Source organism: Bradyrhizobium sp. 23AC, assembly GCF_054863025.1.
In genome coordinates, this window is record NZ_JAVAYN010000021.1 from 45,129 (window position 1) to 67,277 (window position 22,149).

The 22,149-nt window shown below is 62.2% G+C and carries 23 protein-coding genes; 7 read left to right on the top strand and 16 right to left on the bottom strand.

The genetic code is table 11. The features are described from left to right. Positions 1–100: 100 nt before the first annotated feature. The 3 genes from RAD10_RS34070 to RAD10_RS34080 form a co-directional block, all read right to left on the bottom strand. Entirely contained in the window at positions 101–1,177 is a 1,077-nt protein-coding gene (locus RAD10_RS34070) for a nucleotidyltransferase family protein (protein ID WP_461620861.1), read from the bottom strand. Continuing rightward, the gene (locus tag RAD10_RS34075) at positions 1,164–2,375 is read right to left on the bottom strand and encodes a serine/threonine protein kinase (protein WP_461620938.1); all 1,212 of its coding nucleotides are present in this window, start codon (positions 2,373–2,375) and stop codon (positions 1,164–1,166) included. The genes RAD10_RS34070 and RAD10_RS34075 overlap by 14 nt, the downstream gene beginning before the upstream one ends. A gap of 115 nt (positions 2,376–2,490) precedes the next feature. Then, a complete protein-coding gene (locus tag RAD10_RS34080) occupies positions 2,491–2,712 on the bottom strand; it encodes a hypothetical protein (RefSeq protein ID WP_245323124.1) in 222 nt (73 codons plus the stop codon). Positions 2,713–3,408: 696 nt separating this feature from the next. Here RAD10_RS34080 and RAD10_RS34085 point away from each other — a divergent pair. After that, complete coding sequence (locus tag RAD10_RS34085) at positions 3,409–3,624, top strand: hypothetical protein (RefSeq protein WP_091952435.1); 216 nt, start codon at positions 3,409–3,411, stop codon at positions 3,622–3,624. Between the two features lie 861 nt (positions 3,625–4,485). Further along, a complete protein-coding gene (locus RAD10_RS34090; protein ID WP_240536272.1) occupies positions 4,486–4,683 on the top strand; it encodes a hypothetical protein in 198 nt (65 codons plus the stop codon). A gap of 31 nt (positions 4,684–4,714) precedes the next feature. Here RAD10_RS34090 and RAD10_RS34095 read toward each other — a convergent pair whose 3' ends face one another. From RAD10_RS34095 to RAD10_RS34140, 10 genes are all read right to left on the bottom strand, one after another. Continuing rightward, positions 4,715–5,716: a formate dehydrogenase subunit gamma gene (locus RAD10_RS34095; protein ID WP_461620862.1), complete on the bottom strand. Its 1,002-nt coding sequence runs from the start codon at positions 5,714–5,716 to the stop codon at positions 4,715–4,717. A 39-nt stretch (positions 5,717–5,755) separates the two neighbouring features. Then, the gene (gene fdh3B, locus RAD10_RS34100) at positions 5,756–6,352 is read right to left on the bottom strand and encodes a formate dehydrogenase FDH3 subunit beta (RefSeq protein ID WP_007592757.1); all 597 of its coding nucleotides are present in this window, start codon (positions 6,350–6,352) and stop codon (positions 5,756–5,758) included. Positions 6,353–6,364: 12 nt separating this feature from the next. Beyond that, positions 6,365–9,307 (bottom strand): formate dehydrogenase subunit alpha, encoded by a 2,943-nt coding sequence (locus tag RAD10_RS34105; RefSeq protein WP_461620863.1) that lies wholly within the window; start codon positions 9,305–9,307, stop codon positions 6,365–6,367. A gap of 14 nt (positions 9,308–9,321) precedes the next feature. Continuing rightward, the gene (locus RAD10_RS34110; protein WP_461620864.1) at positions 9,322–9,531 is read right to left on the bottom strand and encodes a twin-arginine translocation signal domain-containing protein; all 210 of its coding nucleotides are present in this window, start codon (positions 9,529–9,531) and stop codon (positions 9,322–9,324) included. A 29-nt stretch (positions 9,532–9,560) separates the two neighbouring features. Next, positions 9,561–10,340: a molecular chaperone TorD family protein gene (locus RAD10_RS34115; protein ID WP_461620865.1), complete on the bottom strand. Its 780-nt coding sequence runs from the start codon at positions 10,338–10,340 to the stop codon at positions 9,561–9,563. Positions 10,341–10,477: 137 nt separating this feature from the next. Continuing rightward, positions 10,478–11,089 carry a DUF3306 domain-containing protein gene (locus tag RAD10_RS34120; protein ID WP_461620866.1) on the bottom strand — a complete coding sequence of 204 codons (612 nt, stop codon included), beginning with the start codon at positions 11,087–11,089 and terminating at the stop codon, positions 10,478–10,480. Next, positions 11,086–11,601: a DUF3305 domain-containing protein gene (locus RAD10_RS34125; protein ID WP_461620867.1), complete on the bottom strand. Its 516-nt coding sequence runs from the start codon at positions 11,599–11,601 to the stop codon at positions 11,086–11,088. Before RAD10_RS34125 ends, RAD10_RS34120 begins: the two co-directional genes overlap by 4 nt. Next, entirely contained in the window at positions 11,598–12,605 is a 1,008-nt protein-coding gene (locus RAD10_RS34130; RefSeq protein ID WP_461620868.1) for a DUF6352 family protein, read from the bottom strand. The genes RAD10_RS34125 and RAD10_RS34130 overlap by 4 nt, the downstream gene beginning before the upstream one ends. Further along, positions 12,602–13,141, bottom strand: coding sequence for a DUF6505 family protein (locus tag RAD10_RS34135; RefSeq protein WP_091952448.1), 540 nt, complete (start codon positions 13,139–13,141; stop codon positions 12,602–12,604). The genes RAD10_RS34130 and RAD10_RS34135 overlap by 4 nt, the downstream gene beginning before the upstream one ends. Further along, a complete protein-coding gene (locus RAD10_RS34140) occupies positions 13,138–13,878 on the bottom strand; it encodes a biotin/lipoate--protein ligase family protein (protein WP_461620869.1) in 741 nt (246 codons plus the stop codon). Before RAD10_RS34140 ends, RAD10_RS34135 begins: the two co-directional genes overlap by 4 nt. A gap of 164 nt (positions 13,879–14,042) precedes the next feature. Here RAD10_RS34140 and RAD10_RS34145 point away from each other — a divergent pair, with 164 nt between their 5' ends. Together RAD10_RS34145 and RAD10_RS34150 are read left to right on the top strand one after the other, a co-directional pair. After that, on the top strand, positions 14,043–16,013 hold the full coding sequence (locus tag RAD10_RS34145; RefSeq protein ID WP_461620870.1) for a 4Fe-4S binding protein: 1,971 nt from the start codon (positions 14,043–14,045) through the stop codon (positions 16,011–16,013). 50 nt (positions 16,014–16,063) lie between these two features. Further along, entirely contained in the window at positions 16,064–16,363 is a 300-nt protein-coding gene (locus RAD10_RS34150) for a hypothetical protein (RefSeq protein ID WP_461620871.1), read from the top strand. Positions 16,364–16,368: 5 nt separating this feature from the next. Here RAD10_RS34150 and RAD10_RS34155 read toward each other — a convergent pair whose 3' ends face one another. Beyond that, positions 16,369–17,658: a c-type cytochrome gene (locus RAD10_RS34155; protein WP_461620872.1), complete on the bottom strand. Its 1,290-nt coding sequence runs from the start codon at positions 17,656–17,658 to the stop codon at positions 16,369–16,371. A gap of 484 nt (positions 17,659–18,142) precedes the next feature. Between RAD10_RS34155 and RAD10_RS34160 the strand changes: the two genes are divergently transcribed. From RAD10_RS34160 to RAD10_RS34170, 3 genes are all read left to right on the top strand, one after another. Then, complete coding sequence (locus RAD10_RS34160) at positions 18,143–18,379, top strand: hypothetical protein (protein WP_461620873.1); 237 nt, start codon at positions 18,143–18,145, stop codon at positions 18,377–18,379. Between the two features lie 91 nt (positions 18,380–18,470). Continuing rightward, complete coding sequence (locus tag RAD10_RS34165; protein WP_461620874.1) at positions 18,471–18,593, top strand: hypothetical protein; 123 nt, start codon at positions 18,471–18,473, stop codon at positions 18,591–18,593. A gap of 566 nt (positions 18,594–19,159) precedes the next feature. Next, positions 19,160–20,320: an iron-containing alcohol dehydrogenase gene (locus tag RAD10_RS34170; RefSeq protein ID WP_461620875.1), complete on the top strand. Its 1,161-nt coding sequence runs from the start codon at positions 19,160–19,162 to the stop codon at positions 20,318–20,320. 92 nt (positions 20,321–20,412) lie between these two features. On the opposite strand, the gene RAD10_RS34175 is transcribed toward RAD10_RS34170, so the two are convergent. Further along, complete coding sequence (locus RAD10_RS34175; protein ID WP_461620876.1) at positions 20,413–21,024, bottom strand: TetR/AcrR family transcriptional regulator; 612 nt, start codon at positions 21,022–21,024, stop codon at positions 20,413–20,415. 116 nt (positions 21,025–21,140) lie between these two features. Further along, on the bottom strand, positions 21,141–22,145 hold the full coding sequence (locus RAD10_RS34180) for an NAD(P)H-dependent flavin oxidoreductase (protein ID WP_461620877.1): 1,005 nt from the start codon (positions 22,143–22,145) through the stop codon (positions 21,141–21,143). Positions 22,146–22,149: the final 4 nt, after the last annotated feature.

A 22,149-nucleotide genomic window follows, 5' to 3' on the forward strand; every position in this document is an offset into this window, starting at 1 on the left:
AATCGTTAGATTCACGTCCGGAAGCTGGCACTCGCTCGGAACGCGGCCAGTTGAAAGCGTTCGCTTCGGAGCTGCAGCCCTAACGGAGGGGCTTGTGATTTTAGGCCTTCCCTGCGCGCACCGCGACGGCCGCCTTCAACAGAAACTGCAGGGTTCCCATCCTCGGCAGGGACCACAATCCACGCCGGCGCGCAGTGGGTTGGATGGTGTCATTGGCCACCTTCCGGTAGTTTCCGAGATCCAGCATCATCATTGCGAGGAAGGGCACGCGTGTGGCCGGAAATCGTGCTTGCATCAACTGTCGCATGAACTGCAGACGGGGAATTAGCCGAGAGCGCAACTCTCGCGGAATCTCGACGCCAAGCAACTCAGCAAGAGCAAACAGCTGGGTTTCAACCGCGTTCTTCATCAGTTCGCCCGAGACAAGAGAGGCAAGCTCTTTCCAATCCAGGCCCTCGGCAGAATTGCTCATATCGCGCAATTCAACAAGGTGCCGCAGGTCGAGGTCGCCCAGCCAATAACCGTAGTCTTGAAATTGATCATGGATGATCAACATGAGCGCCCGGTAGGTAGGCGCGGGGATGTACACGCGTCCGCGCCCCAGCGGCGCGGGCACACAATGGTTCAGCGGGTGCCCGAAGCTCTGGTAGAGGTACGCAGGACCTGGAGCTGCCCGCTGCAGGTCGATGGTCCCGACATCCTGCGAGCGATTCAGCTCGACATGCCATCTGTGGCTTTCGGGAGGGGTCTCATAGTCAACTTCGTAGCCAATTGCGCATAGAGCGGAGACTGCCATTCTGGCTTCGTCCGGCATAACCATAATATCCAGGTCGGACATTAGCCGAACGCCTCGTCGCTCTTCAGGCGCGGTCACCAGCGTCGATGCCCCCTTGAGCATGATTGGCGTAATTCCCAGGTCGTTCATCGCAACGACGGCTTCTTCGAGTTGAGCGACGAGCCGATTGTTCCGCAGCACGTTTCGGCCGTGGATCTGGCGAATATATCCGCAGACGTCCTCCGACAGGATCGGTGCAAATTTGTCGACAAAATCGATGAGCGCCGGTGTCGTCAGGGTTTGATTTGCGAGCCCGATTACGGACGTCCATTCGACATCGACAGGTGGCATGCCTTGCAGGCAATTGCAGAGGCTCGTCAGCGCCGCGCTATGCCTTGCCATTGCATAGATCCATAAGCACGCGGCGAGCGTCCACGGCCTCGCAATAGGTGAGTTGAAGCGATGGCGCGCCCGCGACGATCCGCTTCAAAGCGAAAAAGCCGGCCTGCGAAAGTCTTCCGTCAGCAGCAAATCCGTTGTCGATGAGCCGCTTCATCGAATCCAGTTGATCTATCGCGGTTAGTTCGGCCGGACCGCTCGCGACACGGTTCAAGAAGATGATCCAGCTTGCGGAAAAGCTTTGGTGGTACGCATCCGCAACGGGTACGTATCGCACCAGAACGCCGTCGGAGCGGCAATGCGTCGCGTCGTACCGGCCGCCATGTAGCCGCGAGAGCAAGTCCCACGATCCCTCCTTGAGGGTGAGAGCAAACGGGATGCCGCAGATCGCTCCGTCAGCGCCAACCAGCGCAACGTCATCGCCGGCGTACCGAAGTCCGGCATCCACCAACTGCAATGTGAGGGTAGACTTTCCAGCTCCCGGTTGGCCGCACAACAATAGGCCCATACCGTCCTTCACGAGAGAAGCGGCATGAAGGGAGAAGGTCCAGCGATCGCTTCGAATAAGCCGCTCGGTGATGTGAGCTTTGATCGTTGGGGCAAGCGCTTCGACTTGACATCTGGAGATGCTGGAATCCTCTCCGCGCAAGAGCACTTGCTCGTCCAGCATCATTGCCTCGATCGCAATGTCGTCGTCTCCGCCGGCGTTCTGGTCCGAAACAAAAAACAGCGAACACAGCCGCCTCAAGAGGTCCCGATTTGCAGCCCGGACCCCTATTCGGTGCCGGCCTAGTACCGCTGAGAAGGCAAAATCGGTCGGCATTCGCCAGTCGACCTCGAGCAACGCTCGATCGATCCAGACATCTACGACCTGTCGGGTGAACTGGCGCGCGGTCTGCTCGTCAATGCCTAGCGTCCCAAGCCCCTTACAGGTGTCTTCCAGAGAGGCGCCTTGCGCCAGCTTACACCAGATGAATGCCCCTACTCGGTCCAGCTCAAAGATCTTCTGCCCTGCTTCACTGAAGAGCATTGATCGACCGTCCAGCAGCGCGAACACTGCATCCGAAGCCGGTCTCAACACCATCTCTGCCGACGATCTTTCCAGCACGGCTCCAACCAATGTGAAGACATCTGCCTCGTCCTGTGCCGACGAAGCGACGACAGCGCCCGGGATGCTAGCGTCGCGGCCCTCGGCAGCCACGAAGTTCAATCTGAACGGTCCGCGGCGCGGCAATTCCCGTCTGCCGGGCACAAGTGACCCAATCAGTCTCGTTTCGAAACGACAATCCGGTCCGGCATGCCACGGCTGGGCGCCCCTACCCCCTCCCTCCGGAGAAATGTTCAACACCTGCTCTCAAAGAAAGCGCGCTCGCGCTCGACCGGTGAGCATCCAGGAGGTACCGATAGGCTTCGCGATCGGCACTGCGTTCTCGCAGAATGCGCTCCTTCTCGCCAATACCTACCAATTCGGCACGCATCTGGGCCAACTGCGGCGCATCGGGGGCGAAATCGTACTCGCTAAGAGTTAAATCCCACATTGTCTCCTCCAGCCGAACGAAACCTGGGCGAGCTTAGCTTACGTGATCGGCAGCAATTAACAACGAGATTACAGCGCAGCCATATAATCAAAATTTATTTCATATTTGAACCGAACCTAACCCCCCGTTACCAAAGCCAAATCGCGGCGCGCCCGAACTGATGGCCGGTAGTGAGGGATGGCTGAAAACGTCCGAAGCGCCCGCCCTTTTCGATGACGACACCCCGCCGCGACAGCCCGCAAAATAACTCGGTCTAGAGTCGCAAACCGGACCGACAACGCGAATTTAATTGCGCATTAAATGAAAAAAGATAATGTTAACGAGTTGCGTGAGGGGGAGTGAGACCAGTGATCCGGTTGGCTGATCTGTCCGTCAAGAGGAAGATATTGGCTTCGTTGCGAGCGGAATATTCGGCACGAAGCCGCAAGGATTTGGACATGCTAATTGTGCGGGGCCTCCCAGAAGCCTTCGGTTGAAGCCGAAGCCTCATTTCATAGGCCGGCCGGCCAAAGCCGGCGGTATCCCGAGAATTCGCCAAGCAGGAATCCGGTCGGTTGGAGAAGCGTCGTCACGAGCAAGCTGCCCTTTGCTCGACAGCGACCCCAGGTGCGATGCCCCCCCAAGTAACCCGCACCGACGAGAGCGCACTCCAGCCGACCGGCCCCTTTTTCAGCAGTATGTTTCTGGGAGGCTCACATGGGTATGGTCATGGTCGAGTGTCCGCAAACGGGTCGCGCGATTCCTACCGGCATCAAATCGGATCGCGAGACTTTCCTGCGGAGCATCGTGTTTTTCGGCAATACTCGTTGCCCAATCTGTGAGGCCAATCATAACTGGTTCGCCCGCGAGGCCTGGGTCGAAGAGTCAATCGTCCGGACGGTGGATATCCTTCGTGCGGCTCCTTCGCGCTGATGCAAATGCCAAGGCCATTTCAAAGAGCGCGTCCAAATTCCCTTTTCCGATGCGAGCATTTTGGTGCAATGCACCAGGGTGCTCGAAAATATTTCTGCGTATCGTCGTAAAGCGAACGGACGGCTCCGGGATCCATTGCTTAGAAATTATTGGCACGTCGTCACAAATTCGATCTTCCCGTCACGGATCCGGCAAGGCCTGTTGGGGTGTTATAGTGAGTAGTGGGGTTTGTAGCCTGGCTGTTCTGCATCATACAGCGATCGAGCTCGTTAGCCTGCTCGCTCAATTGAAGCGGCTCCGGGAGAGAGTACGAAGGGCGGAAGCACGGCGCTCGGGAGAAAGACGGCAATCGGCGTCGCGTGCGCGAAAGCCCCGAGCAACGAGATATCGCACGCGACCGATTCCCAAGTCAGTGCAATTCTGATCACCAGGCTTGCTGAATCAAAGACCAGCATGGATGCGCAAGGCCTATTCACCGTAAGCGCGCCGTGTTCTCTCTAGCCCGCTTTCGACAGGCGCCGGCTCCACTTGCCTTCGATGGACTTTCTTTGATCTACCGGCGCACACATCGCGCCCACGAGAGCGGAGGCCATACGCGCCACTTTCACAGCGGCATACATCGCAGGCTTGAACCCCGATTCCGGCTTTCATCACGACCAAAGCCGCATCACAACAGACGGCGCAGAGCGTGTTGGCGCGCGTCCGATCGAGCTCTTCCAGTTTCCTCGGTTCATACTTCCGGCTTCGTTGGACGGAACGCATCGACGACTTTGGAACCGCTGGCTGTGAAGTGGCTCACATTGCCCAAGAGGATATACGTGTATCCGTCGTGCTGGGTGGACATGGCAGACGGAGATGCGCATGAAACGCCTCATGCTCTCGCTCATTGCAGCCTTGCTTCTCGCCGGAGCGGCCAACAGCATGCTCAGATCGCACGCACTCTTCGATCAGAGCGGCATGCCATCCATCCAGGAACTGCAGACAGGTCAGGCAAACAAGCTCCCTGAACAGGAGATGCAGGACCGTTCGATCTTGTTTGCGAAAGAACCGGCGCAATAGAGCGAACCGCCCAATTTCCCGGCTGTCCGTCTTACTCGGCCGCCTCGGTTGCGGGTCGTGACTGTCCGTCGTTAGGCCCCGCTCGTGCCGTCTCCTGGTCGAACCAGAGGCTATGGTGCTCGCGAGCCCAATTGACGTCGACCTCGCCTGAGCCCATCGCCTCGAACGCACCTTCCATTCCGATGGTGCCAATATAGATGTGCCCGATCATCGCCGCGACAAACAATACGGCCACAATGGAGTGGACGATCTGGGCCATCTGCATGGCCTCGATCCCGGTCATATAGAACGGGAACATCAGCGCGTACCCCGTGATTGCAACCAGACCGCCGCCGATCACGACGATCCAGTAGATCATCTTCTGGCCGGCATTGAAGCGATAGGCCGGCGGATGATCGTGACCGATCAGGCCGCCGCCGCGCCTCGCCCAATCGACATCCACCTTGTTCGGGATATTGCCGCCGATCCACATCAGGAAGATCAGGACGACGCCGATGGTGAACGGGAAGCTCAGATAATTGTGGGCGTACTTGGCCCATTGCGACCATTCGGAGAAAGCTTCGAAGCCGATCAGCGGCAGCAGCAATGGCCGGCCGAACGTGATGTTCAGCCCGGAAATGGCCAGGACAATGAAGCAACTCGCGGTCATCCAGTGCACGAAGCGTTCAAACATGTTGAAACGCACGATGGTGCGGCCCGACCGTCCGGCTTCGAGACGGACCATCCCGACGGAGAGATAGAAGATGACGATGGCCGCGATCATGCCGAGGATGGCAACGCCGCCAATCCAGCGCAGCGCCACATTACGGAATTCCCGCCATTCCCGCCCCTGCGGCTGCTCCAGAACGCCCGACCGCTGATCGGGAATGCTGACGCGACCCTGGATCCGGTTGAGCTCCTGCAAAAGCTGCTGCTCCTTGACCGCACTCGCGGTCGGATTGACCTGCTGAGCACCTGCGGGCGCCGCCATGACCAAGAGGAGCAGCACACACGTGCCGAAAGCCAGGCGAATGATCCTTTCAAATGACGCCATCACGTCCTCCCGGTGTTGTGCGCCCTTCGGCTATCCGTTTCAGGACTCGATCGTCTCGCGATACGCGGTCTTCCAACCCCACGCGCCCGAGCCGTAGCCGCGCTTCATGACGCGCTCCTTGTAGATCTGGGCAATGATCTCACCGTCGCCCGCAAGCAACGACTTGGTCGAGCACATTTCGGCACACAGCGGCAGCTTGCCCTCGGCCAGGCGGTTCGCGCCGTACTTCTCGTATTCCTCCTTGCTTCCGTCGGCCTCCGGGCCGCCGGCGCAGTAGGTGCATTTGTCCATCTTGCCGCGCGAGCCGAAGTTTCCGACCTTCGGATATTGCGGCGCGCCGAACGGACAGGCGTAGAAGCAGTACCCGCAGCCGATGCAGAGATCCTTGGAATGCAGCACCACGCCATCGGCGGTGGTATAAAAGCAATTCACCGGGCACACCGCCGCGCAGGGCGCGTCGGTGCAATGCATGCAGGCCATCGAGATCGAGCGCTCGCCCGGCTTGCCGTCATTGATGGTGACCACGCGGCGCCGGTTGATGCCCCAGGGCACCTCATGCTCGTTCTTGCAAGCGGTGACGCAGGCATTGCATTCGATGCAACGGTCGGCGTCGCAGAGGAATTTCATACGTGCCATCGTCGTTGCTCCTTATGCCGCCGCGATCTGGCAAAGCGTGACCTTGGGCTCCTGCATACCGGTCGCGGGATCGTATCCGTAGGTGGTGATGGTGTTCGCGCTTTCGCCGAGAACGATCGGATCGGTCCCCTTCGGGTAGGCGCTGCGAAGATCCTTGCCTCCCAGCCAGCCGCCGAAATGGAAAGGCATCCAGGCGACGCCCTTGCCGACGCGCTCGGTGACGAGCGCTTTCATCCTCGCCCTGGAATTGTTCTCCGCGCCCGTGACCCACACCCAGCCGCCGTCCTTGACGCCGCGATCGGCAGCATCGGCCGGATTGATCTCGATGAACATGTCCTGCTGCAGTTCGGCAAGCCACGGATTGGTACGCGTCTCCTCGCCACCGCCCTCATACTCGACCAGACGGCCCGAGGAGAGGATGAGCGGGAACTGCTTGGCAATCCCCTTTTCCACGGCAGCCTTCTGCACCGAGAAGCCGATATTGGGCATGCGGAACTGCTTGGCATCGGGCAGCGTCGGATATTTCTCGACGAGGTCGACGCGTGGCGTGTAGATCGGCTCGCGATGGACCGGAATCGGATCAGGCAGGCCGAATGCGTTCATGCGAGCCTTGCCATTGCCATAAGGCACGCAGCCGTGCTTGAGCGCGACCCGCTGGATGCCCCCTGAGAGATCGAGCGACCACGACACCGAATCCGGATTGGTCGGATTGACCTTCATGATCGTGGCCATCTCCGTTTCGGTGAGATCGGTGTCCCAGCCGAGCTTCTTCAGGCTCGCCAGCGTGAATTCGGGATAGCCGTCCTGGATCTCGGAATCCTTGGAATAGGATTTGTCGGCCAGCATGCTGACCTTGCGCGTGGTTCCGTCCGGCAGCTTCTCCTCGCGCTCGATACCGAAGCGTGGTCGGAACGTGCCGCCGCCGTCCATCACCGCGAGATTGGTGTTGTAGAGCAGCGGCGTGCCGGGATGCCTGACTTCCGGCGAGCCCCAGCACGGCCACGGCAGGCCGTAATAATCGCCGCCCACTTCGGGATCGTCCTTCGGCGCGCGCATCGTCAGCATGTCGAACTTCGCCTGGTTCTTCATGTGCGCCTTGAGCCGCTCCGGCGACTGGCCGCAATAGCCGGTCGACCAGCTGCCGCGGTTCATCTCGCGCAGCACGTCTTCTGCTTCAGGCAGGTTGTTCTCGACCTTGATGTTCTTGAACATCTGGTCGGCGAAGCCGAGCTTCTTGGCCACCAGATAGATGACCTCGAGATCATCCTTGGATTCGAAGATCGGCTTCACGATCTGCTCGCCCCATTGCAGCGAGCGGTTCGAGGCGACGCGAGATCCCTTGCACTCGAATTGCGTGGCCACCGGAAGAATGTAGATGCCGTCCTTGCGGCCAGCCTCCACCGCCAGCGACGCCCAGGTCGTGGGATGCGGGTCGGCAATGACAAGCAGGTCCAGCGCCTTCAGGCCCTTGAGAGACTCCGGAATGCGCGTGATGCTGTTGCTGGCGTGTCCCTGAACGAACACGGCCCGCACGTTGTCCTTCTGAGCGACTTGATCTTTCGGCAGCGTCACCGCCTCGAACCAGCGGGTCAGCGGAATGCCCGGAGTTTCCATGATCTGCTTGGAATCAAAGCGCGACTTCAGGAACTCGTAGTCGACTTCCCAGACCCGCGACCAGTGCTTCCAGGCGCCTTCGGCAAGGCCGTAGTAGAACGGCAGCGTCACGATATCGAGCCCGACATCGGTCGCGCCCTGCACGTTATCGTGGCCGCGGAAGATGTTGGCGCCCATGCCCGGTCCGCCGACATTGCCGGTCATAAGCAGCAGGATGCAGCTCGCCCGTACATTGGCGGTGCCGACGGTCTTCTGGGTCTGGCCCATGGCCCAGATCAGCGTCGACGGCTTCTCGGTGGCGAACATCTTAGCCACCCGCTTGAGCTGTTCGCCGGGAATGCCGGTGACGCGCTCGACCTCCTGCGGATTCCATTTCTCCACTTCCTTGCGGAGATCGTCGAAGCCGTAGACGCGCTGCTTGATGAATTCCTTGTCCTCCCAGCCGTTCTGGAGGATGTGCCACATGATGCCATAGAGCACGGGAATGTCGGTACCCGGACGCATCCGCACGTATTCCGTCGCGTGCGCGGCGGTGCGCGTCATGCGCGGGTCGATGACGATGAAGTTGGCTTTTTGCAGCTCCTTGCCCTCGAGCAGATGCTGCAACGAAACCGGATGCGCCTCGGCCGGATTGCCACCCATGATCATCTGGGTCTTGGCATTGCGAATATCGTTGTAGCTGTTCGTCATCGCGCCGTAGCCCCAGGTGTTGGCGACGCCGGTGACGGTGGTGGAATGGCAGATGCGTGCCTGATGATCGGTGTTGTTGGTGCCCCAGAACGCCCCGAGCTTGCGGAACAGATACGAGCCTTCATTGGTCATCTTGGCCGAGCCGAGCCAATAGACGGAATCCGGCCCCGATTTTTCGCGAACCTCGAAGATCTTGTCGCCGATCTCGTTGATCGCGGTGTCCCAGGAGACGCGCGTCCATTGCCCATTCACGAGCTTCATCGGATAGCGCAGACGCCGCTCGCTGTGCACCAGCTCGCGCACGGAAGCGCCCTTCGCGCAATGAGATCCGCGATTAATGGGGGACTCCCAGCTCGGCTCCTGGCCAATCCAGACCCCGTTCAATACCTCCGCGGTCACGGTGCATCCGACCGAGCAATGCGTGCAGATGCTCTTCTTGACGGCGGCGCCGACGGTCAGCGGACCCGCCACGGCCGCTTCCGCCTTGCGCACGCCTGAAACCGGCAGGGTGCCGAGGGCTGCGAGCGCGCCACCCGCAAGACCGGACCGCCGCAGGAAGGTACGGCGATCGAGACCGGTGGTCTGGCTTGCAAGGGTGTTCGCGACAGAACCGCGGCGATTGGAATTCTGGTGGGTTCGCTTGATAAGCACGGGCGGCCTCCCTCTCAAGTCGGGTAGCGATTGACGCGGTAATAGGCCTTCACGTGGTCGGATTCCTTGTAGCGCGCTTTGCGCTTCTCATCGTCGTTCTCGCTATCCGCTTGCGCGGAGCCGCCCAGCGGCGTCGCGAGCGTCGCGCCGGCGCCGACCGTACCGATGCCGACCTTGCGCAAGAAATCGCGGCGTCCGACCTTGGCTTTGGTTTCTTCACTCATCGCATCTCTCCCGGACCGACGCGCGTCGATCAGTTGGCGAATGTGAATGCTTCCGTCTCGATCCCGATGAAGGTGCGACCGAGCGCGCCGACCGCCCGATAGAAACGGGCGTTCCCGGCACTCTCGATGTCGGCGAACAGCCGCGCCATCCAGGGCGACACATGTTTTTCGAAGAAGGCGCGCTGGGCATCGGGCGAGACGCCGAAGCGTCCGTCGGCAAGGCCCGACATGACCTCGCACAGGATGGCGGCGGAATCCTCAGGTTCGGAATTGTTGGCAACCCGCTCGATGCCGAGCCTCGCCAGGTCCGCACGCAGGCGCGACAATGGCCGTTCGTTGAGGAAGCCGGTGAGATAATAGGAGGCGTAAGGCAGCAATTCGCCGCGACCGAGCCCCACGAACAGATCGAAATATTCACGCTCGACCTTCGCTGCGACGGCGCTCGAGGCCGCGTCGGCCAGCATCGCGTGCGCGCGCCCGAGCGGCGTCGCGTCACCGGTCAATGCGGCGAGCTGGTCGAGCAATCGTCTCGACGGCGGCGCAGACAGCAGCATTGCCAGCAGCGTATATTCCTGCGCCCGCGCAGCATCGACGGGATCGACGAGCTCTGAGGAAACGGCTTGTTCGCTGTAGAGATCGGGCCGCAGGTCGTTGCGAGGAACGCCGGTGGCGGTTTCGACCGCAATCACCCGTTGTGCGGGCACGCGCGTCCAGTTCGAGACGGACGGCTGGCTGATACCGATTTTGCGCGCAAGCTGGACGATGCCGCCCGCGGCATCGATCGCACGATCAAGCCCGTCATCACGCACGTGGACCTCCCATCCAAGAGTCCCGTCTGCTTGATTTGTGCTTTTCTAACAAAGCACTAAGGAGAAGCGTAATCCCGGTTCCACGAACCGTCAATCGCCCGCCCATAGCCCAAGCCTATAGTCTTTGGTCGTGCTACTCAGTGCGGCAGTGCACCACCGTGCGTACGCGGCCTGACGGGCTCGGCAAACTCCGCAGATCTGTCCGCCACCGTCGGCTGCGCTGCAACAGGGATCGCCGGGCATTCCGCCTCGACCGGCGGCTCGACGACGTCGGATGCGGCTGTCGTATCGGCTTGATGCAAGTGCGCTGAAGAATCCGCGGTTTCAACCGGCGCCTCGGGGAGAGATCGGACTGCCTCACGCACCCCGCCGACGATGCGATCGACGAGTGCGGCCAGTTCCTCCGAAGAGCAATCGAGCGGCCCAAAACCCGGCATCGCGGTCGGATCGTTGAAGTCCCACGCATTCTCCGCGAGCCCGATGAAGTCGCGAATGGCGGGATCGGCCGCCCAGGCGCGGCGAAGGGCCGCACGGCTCAACTCCTGCGGAATACCCTTGCTCAGAAAGCCGGTGACGTCGGTCGCCGCGGTGATCTCGTCGATCGACGGCAGCATCGAGAGATCGACCTCGCTCTCGTTGTCCTTGGCCTCGGGCGGCGGCGCGGGCTGCGCCTCGGCAGGCTTCGCCGGTTCCGCCTGCGACTCACGCTTGCGGCGTGACCAGCGTGCAAGGAACTCCTCGTCGCTCATTCCTGTCCGCCTTCATGTTCGCGGCGCGCCAACGCCTCCGGGTCGGCGCGGCGCCGCTCGCGTTTGACGAATTCCCGCTCGACATGGTGCTCGGCCACGAACCTTTCAATGACTTCGCGCAGCACCTCCGGCATCGGCACGGCCTCGACGAGATTGTCGGCGGCTTCGGTAAACCCCTCGCCCTCCGCGGGATCGGCGGTAACCGCGGTGATGGCATAGGGCCAGGCGCCTTCCGAGGGCGACAGCACAATCCAGATGCTCGGACTGCCGGAGGCGAGATTGTCGCGATAGCGCGCCGTCTCGGACGGATAAAGATCCACGGCCGCTCTTCCGGCATAGAACAGCGTCGTGCCGTCCTGCTCGCGAACCGCGCTCCAGGGTCTTGTGGCCGGCTCGTCCGGCAGGATGGCGATGCCACGCCAGATGAAATCGACCCAAGGGGAGTCGGCCTTGCGCCGCTCGACCACGACACCGACTGGAATCGACAGCAATGGCAGCGCCGCGGGGCTCATGTCACCATCTCCAGTCGTTTGACCGGCAAGCCTGTCAGCAGATTCTGGGGCTTCATGCGCAGTTTTTGATCCGCCGACATCGACAGGATCAGGTAGACCGGCTGGTCCTCGAGATCGTCGAGCGCGAGCGTTGAATCGACAAAGGTAAGGCGGTACAGCGCGAGCACACGCTCGGCGCTGGGCCCGTCGAGCTCCTCGCCGTGCCAGAGACGATCGCCGAGCCTTGTGGCATCGGCATCGAGCCCGACATACCAGGTGAGCTTTGCGTCCTGCAGTGCGCGCAGCGGTTCGATCGTGACGTCCAAACCGAGCAGATGAGAGAGCCAGCGCCTCATCACCTGCGCCAGGGCAGTCGGCCCCAAGCCGTCAGCCGTGAGGTCGAAGGCCATGTCGAATTGGTCGCTGCGCTGCCAATAGGCAGCAACATTCTCCGCGTTCAAGACATCGGCCACCGCATCGGTCGTAGAGCCTAGCATCGACATCAGCGAGAGCACCGGAGTTGGGCTAATTCCGCCGACGATCTCCTCGTCGCCGAGCAGCAGGGCCTGCTCATGCGGCAGAATCCGCTGGGCCCGGAAGAACAGTTCGGCCGCGCGCAGCACGAACGGATCGTCGCAACCGTCGAGCGCATTGCGCAGGATGACGTGCACGAGTTGATTGACGAACAGCGGCGGCAAATCGTTCGCGCCTGCGCGCACCGTTGCAAGATAAGCGGCTTCGAGCGTCGGATGCCGCAACAGGAGATCGCGAAAGGCCAGCACGAACTGCCAGTTCTCCCGGGCGTCGGGGTCGGCAATACCGGCGATTTCGCCGGCGCTGACCGGTTGGCGCGGATCGGAGAGCAATTCCCGGTGCAGCCGGCGTTCGACCGGACACGCATCCTCCGGCGGCATCAGCTCGGGACGGGCAAAATAGGCCTTGAGGAATTCGTCGGTAACGCGGAGCCCACCGCCCGCGTCGCGCTCGAGCAGATGATGGCCGCAGGCGATCCAGAAATCGTTCATCGGGCAGTTGGCCTCCGGCCCAGATCCACAAGCTTGAGATTGCCGTCAGGCTCGATGTCGTCCTCCATTTCCATGAACGAGAACGCCTTGCCGTGCCCCTGCCCTTCGCGCAGTTGCAGTCGGCGGAAGGACTCGCGGACCTCGCCGTCGCTTACGGCCCGGTGCACCGCAACAAGGGAGCTGATCGGATGGCTGCAGAGCGACTGCGAAAACGCCACCTCCTCTTCTGCGGCGCTCTTCGCTGTCGCCATATCCGGCGCGCCGAAACGATCGACCAGTTGCCCGGCAAGGAGATCGACCAGGCTGCGGTAATCGTCCTCGGTGGCCGGAACGATCTGCGCCAGCGTCGACCAGCCCCAGGATTGCACCCCGAGGAAACCGCCGCGAAAAGCCGCGCGCGCCTTTCCCTCGAGCTTCGCAGCATCGCAATCCCAAAAGCGGAAAACGCCGGAGACAGCCCATTCCCCCGGCTCCGCCGCCACGTCGAACACGAATGTGTCGGAGGGATCGAGCGCGATGGTACGCAGGAGCTTCACAGCCGCGGCCCCCCGAGTGCCGGATCGAGCCAGGATGGGGTCGCGAGCGCCTGCACGAGGTCGCCACGTTCGATCGCGCCCGCCCCAATCCGGCGCGTCAACAGATCGCCGCGATCGTCGATGCGCTGAATGGTCTGCCGTTCACGGGGCATGCGGGAAAGATATTCGCGCGCGACGCCGTCGAAACCGTCCGCCTGCCAGCCATCGAATGCCATCATCAGGTGCCGGGCAAAGCTCTCCGTGATCTGCGCCGCGCCGGCCTCCCCAAAACCTTCCTGGTCGAGTGCCGAAGCGAGGGGATGAAGGCCCGGCTCGTCGTTATTCATGGCGACCGTCCGGATCATCGCGCCGAACACCAACCATGGGGGCGGCTCCTCCTCGATGGCCGCGGAAGGCCATCCCATGCGGCCGCCGCCGACCAGACCTCCGTTGATCCTGACGGCGTCCGGCCAGCCGATCGCGATCGGCTTGCTCGGCGGCGCGGAGGCGCGCAGAGCATCGGTGAGCGCAACCATGCCGGCGTAGAACGCACGCCGCGCGCTACGCAGCGGCTCGGCCGGCTCGAGCACCACGGCGAACTCCGCTAGGTCAAAGCGCCCAACATAGACGAGCGTGCCGGCGCCACTCTCCGGTGCAATGCGGCATGCGTGGGCAAAAGCGTCGCCATTCTCGCGCAACCGCACCAATGTGAACGGCGGCGGGAGGTGGATCGGTTCCGCCAGGGAAACGTGGCTCACTGGGATCGACGGCAGGCCGTCCTCCGCTTTCCTTTTCTTCCCGGTGGATAATGTCTATACGAGGCGAAGGGCCGGCGCGAGTCCGTCGTCGGCGCCCGAATGGCGGAGGGGTCAACCTGGAACAGCCATCGAAGACCGTCCTGATCTGCTCGTGCGAAGACACGATGCGTCTCGACGTGGCCACGATCCGGCGAGGATGCCCCAACAGCGAGATCAAAGGCTTTCGCCATCTCTGCGGCGCCGAGCTCGATCACTTCCGTAACGCGGCCGCCGCTGGTGGCGCGCTGACGGTGGCTTGCACGCAGCAGGCGGCGCAGTTTGCCGAGGAGGCCGGCGAACGGCCTGATGCGATCAGCTTCGTCAACATTCGCGAAACGGCCGGATGGTCGCGAGACGGCGTACGGGCCGGTGCGAAAATGGCCGCCCTGCTCGCATCCGCCTCCATTCCGGGCCCGGATTATCCGCTCGTCACCTTGTCGAGCGAGGGCGTGGTCCTGGTCTACGGGCGCGATGAGGCTGCGATCGAGGCAGGCCGCCTGCTTGCGGATCACCTTGACGTCACGGTGATGCTGAAGCAACTCGATGAGATGGTGCCACCCGCTGCAACGGTCTTCCCGATCGTGAAGGGCACGATCCGCTCCGCGAAGGGACATTTCGGCGCCTTCGAGCTTGCGATCGACGATTATGCGCGTCCCCGCCCCTCCTCGCGCGATCGCTTCGTGCTGGACGCACCGCGAAGCGGGGTCACCTCGCGCTGCGACATCGTGCTCGACCTTTCCGGCGGAATGCCGCTGTTTCCTGCCCACGAGCTGCGCGACGGTTATCTCCGCGCCGACCCGAACGATCCCGCCGCGGTGCTGCGCGCCGTGCTGACCGCACGCGACCTCGTCGGCAGCTTCGACAAGCCGAGATATGTTGACGTTACGCCCGGTCTTTGCGCCCATTCGCGCTCGAACCGCACGGGGTGCCATCGCTGCCTCGATCTCTGCCCGACCGGCGCAATCACGCCCGCCGGCGATCATGTCGCCGTTGATCCGAACATCTGCGCGGGCTGCGGGCAATGCGCCGCCGCCTGCCCGACTGGCGCTGCATCTTACACGTTGCCGCCCGCCGATACGCAGCTTCAAAGACTTCGCGCCATGCTGCTCGCCTACCACGCGGCCGGCGGCGCCAACGCGGTGCTGCTGTTCCATGACGGCTCGCACGGCACACCGTTGATCGAAGCCCTGGCACGACATGGCGACGGTCTTCCCGCGAACGTGCTTCCCTTTGTCGTCAACGAACTCACGCAGGTCGGGCTGGAAGCGATCGTCGGCGCATTCGCTTATGGTGTAACAGCCGTGCGCTATCTGCTGCGCGCAAAGCCGCGCCACGATGTGACCGGACTATCGCAGACGATCGGCATGGCCGATGTGATCCTTGGCGGTCTCGGCTTTGATGGCCAGCGCGTCGCCACGATCGAGACCGACGACCCTGACGCCTTCGTCAGCCATCTGACCGGCATCGGCCCGCTCGCGGCGGTCGCAACACCGGCGACCTTCAGAACCGTCGGCAAGCGGCGCGACCTCCTGCGCTTCGGCCTCAGCGAGCTGCATCGTCTTGCGCCAAAGCCGGTGGACGTGATTGCGCTGCCGCAGGGCGCACCAGTCGGTGCGATCAGCGTCGACACGGACGGCTGCACGCTGTGTCTCTCGTGTGTCTCCGCCTGCCCGACCGGCGCGCTGCGCGACGACCCCGAGCGGCCCGTGCTGAAATTCATCGAGGATGCCTGCGTGCAATGCGGCCTGTGCCAGACCACCTGTCCGGAAAAGGTCATCACGCTCAAGCCGCAGATCGATTTCCGCGCCGCCCGCGCTCCCGCCGCAGTCATCAAGGAAGAGGAGCCCGCGCTCTGTGTCCGCTGCGGCACGGCGTTCGGGGTGAAGAGCACGATCGACCGGATCGCCGCCAAGCTCGAGGGGCGGCACTGGATGTATCCCGTCGGCGACAAGCGGATCGAGGCGCTCAGGATGTGCACCGACTGCCGCGTCATCGTCATGAGCGAGCAGCAATTCGATCCATTCAAGGGCATTCCCGAACGCACGCCGCCGCGAACGACGGACGACTACCTACGTCAGCGCGAGGGCAAGGACTAGACAAGACCACCAGACATACGCCGGGGCAGGAAACCAGGGGAAGCATCACCATGTCTCGTATGATCACAGCTCTGTCGACGTGCTTGATCTCCATCGCTTTCGCCGGCGCAGCCGCCGAAGCTGCCGCTCCTCCCCTCACCAAGGCGCAGAAGACCGCCGTGAAGCAAGCAATCGTCGCCTGCAAGGCCGAAGCCAAGGGTAAGAAGGTCGCGTGGCTGTCGCGCCGGAAATACGTCAATCACTGCGTTGCGGAAGCTCTAAGGGAGCACCCCAACATTGACGTCATTCAGATCCTCAAGCTCCATCCGGAGATGAGGGATCTCCCGATCGACAATTGGGACTCGATCTGAGGTCACTATCGCGATGTCGCGCGACCAAGGAAGTCGGTCAGCGCGCGGCGATCCTCGGCTGAACCGATGCGCTGCTCCGGCATCTTGGTGCCGGGGGTATAGGCGTTCGGTCCAACCTCGAACAGCTTTGCAACGGTCTCCGGCGTCCAGACGATGTCCATGGTCTTCAGCGCCTCGGAGAAGCGGTAGCCCGGCAGCGATGCGATCTTACGGCCAAACAATCCGGCAAGCGTCGGGCCTGCGCGCTGGACCTCTTTGTCCGACAGCGTATGACAGGCAACACACGCCCGGAATACGTCGGCGCCATGATCGCCGGCATAGGCAGCGAGCGGATCGGCCGGTGAGCCCATCAGACCTGAGCCGACCGGATCGCCGGTGCGTGCATTCCACCGCCTGATTTTGCCGTCCGCGCCCCCCGTCATCAGCGTCTCGCGATCCGTAAGGAAGGCAACCGACCACATCGGCAGCCCGGGCCCGACCAGCGTGCGTAGCAGGCTGCGCGACTTGCGATCGATGATCGCCACTGTGCCTCCAATGCCGGCCGCGGCAATCAGCTTGCCGTCGGCCGACATGGTCACGGCCACCACTGGTGTTGGGCCGGCCGATATCTCGCCGCTGACCTTGCCGTCCATGGTCAGCATCCGCAGCATGCCATCGACCGCACCTGTGACGATTTCACCGTCCGGCGCCACGGCCACTGCGTTAAGCGGAGCCGGCAACGTCACGACTTCAGGCTGGCCGTCCGACAACCGCCAGATGCGCAACGTAAGGTCATAGCCGGCGCTGACGAGCGACCTGCCGTCCGGCGTGAAGGCGACGCCGTTGACGTTCTGCGAATGCCCTTCGAGCACGCGCGACACGCCGTCCGACAGCGACCAGAGCCGCACCGTCCGATCCCATGAAGCCGATGCTAGCACCGCACCGTCGGGAGAGACCGCGAGTGCGACGATTGGACCGACGTGTCCCTCGAACACCCGGTCCGGCTGCCGCCGGCCCGCCATCCAGACCGCAATTCGTGCATCGGCACCCGCCGTGACCATGCGGCCGTCGTTCAGAAAGGCGACGGCATTGACCGCATCAGCATGATACCGCAGCACCTCATCCGCTGCCTCCGCCTTTAGCGACCAGCGAATGGCGGCTGAGTCGAAGCTGCCGGACAAGAGGCCGTCCCCATCGGGGGAAATAGCAAGAGCCCGCACGGGGCCGCCGTGTCCCGCCATGTCGGCGTGCACGGATGATACGGCAAAGATGGCCCACAAGGCTGCTGCGCCGCCCGCGCAGAAAGCTAGTCTCATTGACCCTCGCCGCGTCACGTTCACGCTCTCAAGATTGCCAGAAGAGCCGACGGAGATGAATATCTGAACCGATCTATTTGGCTGGTGCCGTCGTGCTCTTGGACGATCCTTGAGGCGCGGCCTGCATTCCAGGCGGACTCTGACCTTGGGGACTTTCGGCGGGCGCGCCACCCGAACCTGTATTGATTGGGCCCGTCCAGCCTTGCGGCTGTGGTTGGCCCTTCTCCTCGGGAGGGGTTGGTGCCGCAGATGAGTTGGTTTGCGCGGGTTGGGCGGAAGCGCTCTGGAAGAAGCAGAGTGCTGCGAAGCACAAGATTGTTGTTGGCAATTTCACGTCGGATCCTCCGGTGCGTGGTACTAAACCGGGCAACGCTGCCTTCCGTTCCGGAGCGTGCATTGCAATAACCTGACTTCGCGCATCCTCCGCTTGAACGCCGGTGGTCCGAAGACTAGTCTCTTGCTGGTCACGTCAAGGACGACTGACATGCAGGGGCCAACGCGGCCATTTCTGCGGATGATGGCGCGGCTGCGCGCTGTCCGAGCGCTTGATGGGCCGAAAGATCCCCTTTCCCGAGAAGACTCGCCCTTCCTGATCCTCGTTGCCATCGTGCTTGCGCTTCTTTTTGCGATATTAGAAGTCGACCTGAATAGCGCGGCGCTTCAGTCCCTGGGCTTGATCGGCGATGGCTTTTCCGTCGATCCCATCTTCAAGAGCCCATAAGATCGCCCGTGCCTTGGTGTGATCAACGAGTTTGCTCGCGGCAAGCCGTGTCGTATAAACACCTTGACGTTTCGATCGAAGGAGGCTGCGGATGAAGGCTTTTCTTCTTGGCTGCGTCGCGGCCATGGTGATCGCGATTGTGGGAATGGTGGTCTTGAATCGGGTCCAGGAGCCCGTCGCCCAAGCGTTTGCGACGACCGGGGTGCGTCTCTGAGACACTCAAATCTCGCAGAGCGTTAGGTCCCGTCGGCGGGTGCCATTCTCCACGCTTCTGCGTGCGAAAGACCCCACGATCGTCTCGGCTTTCGAGACCGTCGGGGCATCCTGTATCGGCAAGATGACACGCGAGGAGTTCGAGAGCATCGAGCCACTTTCGTGCACAGGCCCTGGCGTTTGCGGTGCAAGGTATACTGCACGCCGAGGGCGTCAACCATCGCAGCGTTCGGCGTCAACTTTTCTCGACTAGCCCCACCCGTTTTGGCCTTTCGGTGCACACGAAGCTGGAGTGCACATGCGTAGTGGCCTTCACTCAATTGGCATCAGCAAACTGGCGCGTCCGAGCCCGCTGCAAGACATTGATGCGTGCTGCGACTTTCCGACGGCGCAAGGGCGCCGAAGGATGGGTGACCGCGAAGTCGGCAAGCCAGGCCCGTGCTTCGCGTGGAACCTGGAAGGCCGCAGAATCCTGAGTTCGTGCGATATTTTTGAACCACTATTGCATGATACTCATAATATAAAAGACTATCTCGGCTTCGACCGCAGTTCCGATGGGAGGATAAAATGCGCAGGACCGGTGCACACAATTTTCCGGCAATTGATCGCGTGATCTATGGCAGACCGGCGGCTGAGGCCATCAACGAAGAAGCGGAACGACTGGAGGCAAAGCGCGTCTTCCTTATCGTCAGCCGCACCTTGAACACCAAGACCGACGAGATTGGGAAAATCCGGCATACGCTCGGCGACAAACATGCTGCGACCTTCGATGGAATTGCACAGCACACCACGCGCAAGCAAGCCGCCGAAGTTGCCCTCCACGCCAGGGAAGCACACGCCGATCTCGTCGTGGCCGTGGGCGGCGGTTCTGCCGTTGACCTCGCCAAGATCGTCATCATGGCGATGGAGCACGATATCCGCGATGAAGCCGGCTTCGATCCGTTCCCCATGGGCCCGGGCGTGAGCCATTTCCCGTTCCGCGCGCCTGCAGTCCGACAGATCGCCGTGCCGTCAACGCTGAATGGCGGCGAATACAATGCCGCAGCGCTTGTCACCGATGAGCGCAACAAGCTGAAGCAAATATTCTTTCACCCCCACATGATGCCGGTGGCAGTCATCCTCGACCCTGCCCTCACGCTTCATACGCCTTCGAATCTCTGGATGGGATCGGGCACTCGCTCCATGGATCACGGCATCGAAGCATTGTGCTCGCCAGCTGGCACCCCCCTTGCTGACGAAGTGGCTCTGGCGGGTATCCGCACGCTGCGCGATGGAATGCTCCGGACCCTGCAACAACCTGACGATTTCGAGGCGCGCCGCTTGTCTCAATACGGCTCATGGCTTGCGTCCTTTGGACTGCAGGCACGCGTTCCCATGGGCGCAAGCCACGGCATCGGCCACGTGCTTGGTGGGACTTTCGGGGTTCCTCACTACTATTGCACGCCCGTCATCATGCCGAGCCTTCTTCGCTATAACAAGCCGTTCACCGATGACGCGCAGAAGCGTTTGGCGGCAGCTTTGGGTGCTCCCGGTGGGGACGCGGCAGACGCCTTTGCGGAGTTCGTCAGGCAACTTGGACTACCAGGCCGCCTCGCTGAGGTCGGCATCGGCGAAGACAAGTTCGGCAAGATCAGCGAAATCGCGATCAACCATCGCTTCGTCAAATCCAATCCGCGTCCCTTCAACGACCAAGCCGAAATCGTCGATCTGCTACGCATGGCTGCGTAGCTGCCATGGCGGCGGCCGATGGTAGAGGCACGGCCGTTTGCCTCCGCCATCGGCCCGCCCCGTCGAGAAGCCAACGTTGGGTAAGCCGTGTCTCAATTGTCAGCCGAATGCGTTCTCTCGCAGCCGCTCGCGACCGGACTGCCCAAAGCCTGCCGTCCGGCCTCCAGCAGAAGGTCGGACAAACGCTTGTCGTCGACCGCACGCGCCAGCACGATCGAACCGACCATGGTCGCAATTGCGCCGGCGGCCGTCTGTCTCACATCCGATGACGGCCTCGCCGATGTCAGCCGCGCAATGATGTCGATCATCTTGCCGAGCCCCTGTTCAAGGGTGCGCCGCGCCTCTGGGCCTGACCGCCCGATATCCGCGGCCAAAGCCGGAAGCGCGCAACCGCGTCCCGGATCGTCACGGTGGCGGAGGCTCAGGTAAGACTCGACAAGTGCGTCGAATCCCTTCTCTGCAGGCAGCCCCTGCGTGAGAGCCAACCAATGCATGATCGTTCGATCCATGGCCAGGGCGAGCCCTTCGACGACCAACGCGTCGCGCGATTTGAAGTAGGCGTAGAAGCTGCCATGCGTCAGATTGGCGAGCTTCATCAGGTCGGCCACACTCAGGCCATCGGCGCCGGCCTGGCGCAGACCGCGGGAAGCGCTTTCGACGATGCGTCTGCGGGTATGCTGCCCATGGTCTTTCGGGTAACGCATCGCCTGCTCCGGGATGGCACAAGATATTCGCTGATGACGATCCCATCATGACCGGAGCTTCCAGCCCGCGCAGAGACGACGAATGTCGTCTGCAGCGCGGATCGCAAGCCGTGGCTTCACGCGACCTTCAGATTGGTCCCACTGTCGGCATCAAGGAATCCCGTCAGCCTGCCCCTGATCAATCGCTCGGCGTCCGCCATGATGCGGTCGATCAACTCCTTCACGGTCGGAATATCGTGGATGAGTCCGACGACCATGCCGCAGCTCCAGGCGCCCGCGTTCATATCGCCGTCGATCATCACCCTGGGATAGACGCCTGCCACCTGATCATGGATGTCGTCGATCTTGAGGCTCCTGCCCTTCTCGCGCTCGATCTCAAGCAGATGCTCGACGCCCTTGTTGTTCAGGACCCGCTCGGTGTTGCGGAGCGCGCGCATAACGAGCCTGGTGTCGAGCTCGGACGCCGCGACCAGCGCCTTCTTGACGTTTTCGTGCACCGGCGCTTCCTTGGTGGCGATGAACCGCGTACCCATGTTCATTCCCGCCGCTCCCATCGCAAGCGCCGCAACCAAGCTGCGCGCGTCGGCCATGCCGCCGGAAGCCACGAACGGGATCTTCAGTTCCTCGGCCGCACGCGGCAGCAGGATCATGTTCGGCATGTCATCCTCGCCCGGATGACCGCCGCACTCGAAGCCGTCGACGCTGACGGCATCGCAGCCGATCTGTTCGGCCTTCAGCGAATGCCGGACCGAGGTGCATTTGTGGATCACCTTGATGCCGCCCGCCTTCAAGGCCGGCATGTATTGTTCAGGGCTACGTCCGGCCGTCTCAACGATCCTGACGCCGCCTTCTCTGATGGCAGCGATGTACTCCGGATAAGGCGGGGCGCTGAAGGTCGGCAGGAAGGTCAGGTTCACGCCGAACGGCCTGTCCGTCATGTCCCGGCAGCGCGTGATCTCCTTGGCAAGCAGTTCCGGCGTCCGCTGGGTGAGGCCTGTGATCAAGCCGAGCCCGCCGGCGTTGGATACCGCGGCGGCCATTTCGGCGAAGCCGACATAATGCATTCCGCCCTGGATGATCGGATGTTCGATACCGAACAGTTCAGTGATCGCTGTCTTCACGAAT

Coding starts and splice junctions, on each gene's coding strand:
- fdh3B (WP_007592757.1), bottom strand. CDS start 6,352: ATGGCACGTATGAAATTCCTCTGCGACGCCGACCGTTGCATCGAATGC.
- RAD10_RS34155 (WP_461620872.1), bottom strand. CDS start 17,658: ATGAGACTAGCTTTCTGCGCGGGCGGCGCAGCAGCCTTGTGGGCCATC.
- RAD10_RS34120 (WP_461620866.1), bottom strand. CDS start 11,089: ATGAGCGACGAGGAGTTCCTTGCACGCTGGTCACGCCGCAAGCGTGAG.
- RAD10_RS34130 (WP_461620868.1), bottom strand. CDS start 12,605: ATGAACGATTTCTGGATCGCCTGCGGCCATCATCTGCTCGAGCGCGAC.
- RAD10_RS34110 (WP_461620864.1), bottom strand. CDS start 9,531: ATGAGTGAAGAAACCAAAGCCAAGGTCGGACGCCGCGATTTCTTGCGC.
- RAD10_RS34150 (WP_461620871.1), top strand. CDS start 16,064: ATGTCTCGTATGATCACAGCTCTGTCGACGTGCTTGATCTCCATCGCT.
- RAD10_RS34170 (WP_461620875.1), top strand. CDS start 19,160: ATGCGCAGGACCGGTGCACACAATTTTCCGGCAATTGATCGCGTGATC.
- RAD10_RS34145 (WP_461620870.1), top strand. CDS start 14,043: ATGCGTCTCGACGTGGCCACGATCCGGCGAGGATGCCCCAACAGCGAG.
- RAD10_RS34175 (WP_461620876.1), bottom strand. CDS start 21,024: ATGCGTTACCCGAAAGACCATGGGCAGCATACCCGCAGACGCATCGTC.
- RAD10_RS34160 (WP_461620873.1), top strand. CDS start 18,143: ATGCAGGGGCCAACGCGGCCATTTCTGCGGATGATGGCGCGGCTGCGC.
- RAD10_RS34095 (WP_461620862.1), bottom strand. CDS start 5,716: ATGGCGTCATTTGAAAGGATCATTCGCCTGGCTTTCGGCACGTGTGTG.
- RAD10_RS34125 (WP_461620867.1), bottom strand. CDS start 11,601: ATGAGCCCCGCGGCGCTGCCATTGCTGTCGATTCCAGTCGGTGTCGTG.
- RAD10_RS34090 (WP_240536272.1), top strand. CDS start 4,486: ATGAAACGCCTCATGCTCTCGCTCATTGCAGCCTTGCTTCTCGCCGGA.
- RAD10_RS34070 (WP_461620861.1), bottom strand. CDS start 1,177: ATGGCAAGGCATAGCGCGGCGCTGACGAGCCTCTGCAATTGCCTGCAA.
- RAD10_RS34080 (WP_245323124.1), bottom strand. CDS start 2,712: ATGTGGGATTTAACTCTTAGCGAGTACGATTTCGCCCCCGATGCGCCG.
- RAD10_RS34085 (WP_091952435.1), top strand. CDS start 3,409: ATGGGTATGGTCATGGTCGAGTGTCCGCAAACGGGTCGCGCGATTCCT.
- RAD10_RS34165 (WP_461620874.1), top strand. CDS start 18,471: ATGAAGGCTTTTCTTCTTGGCTGCGTCGCGGCCATGGTGATCGCGATT.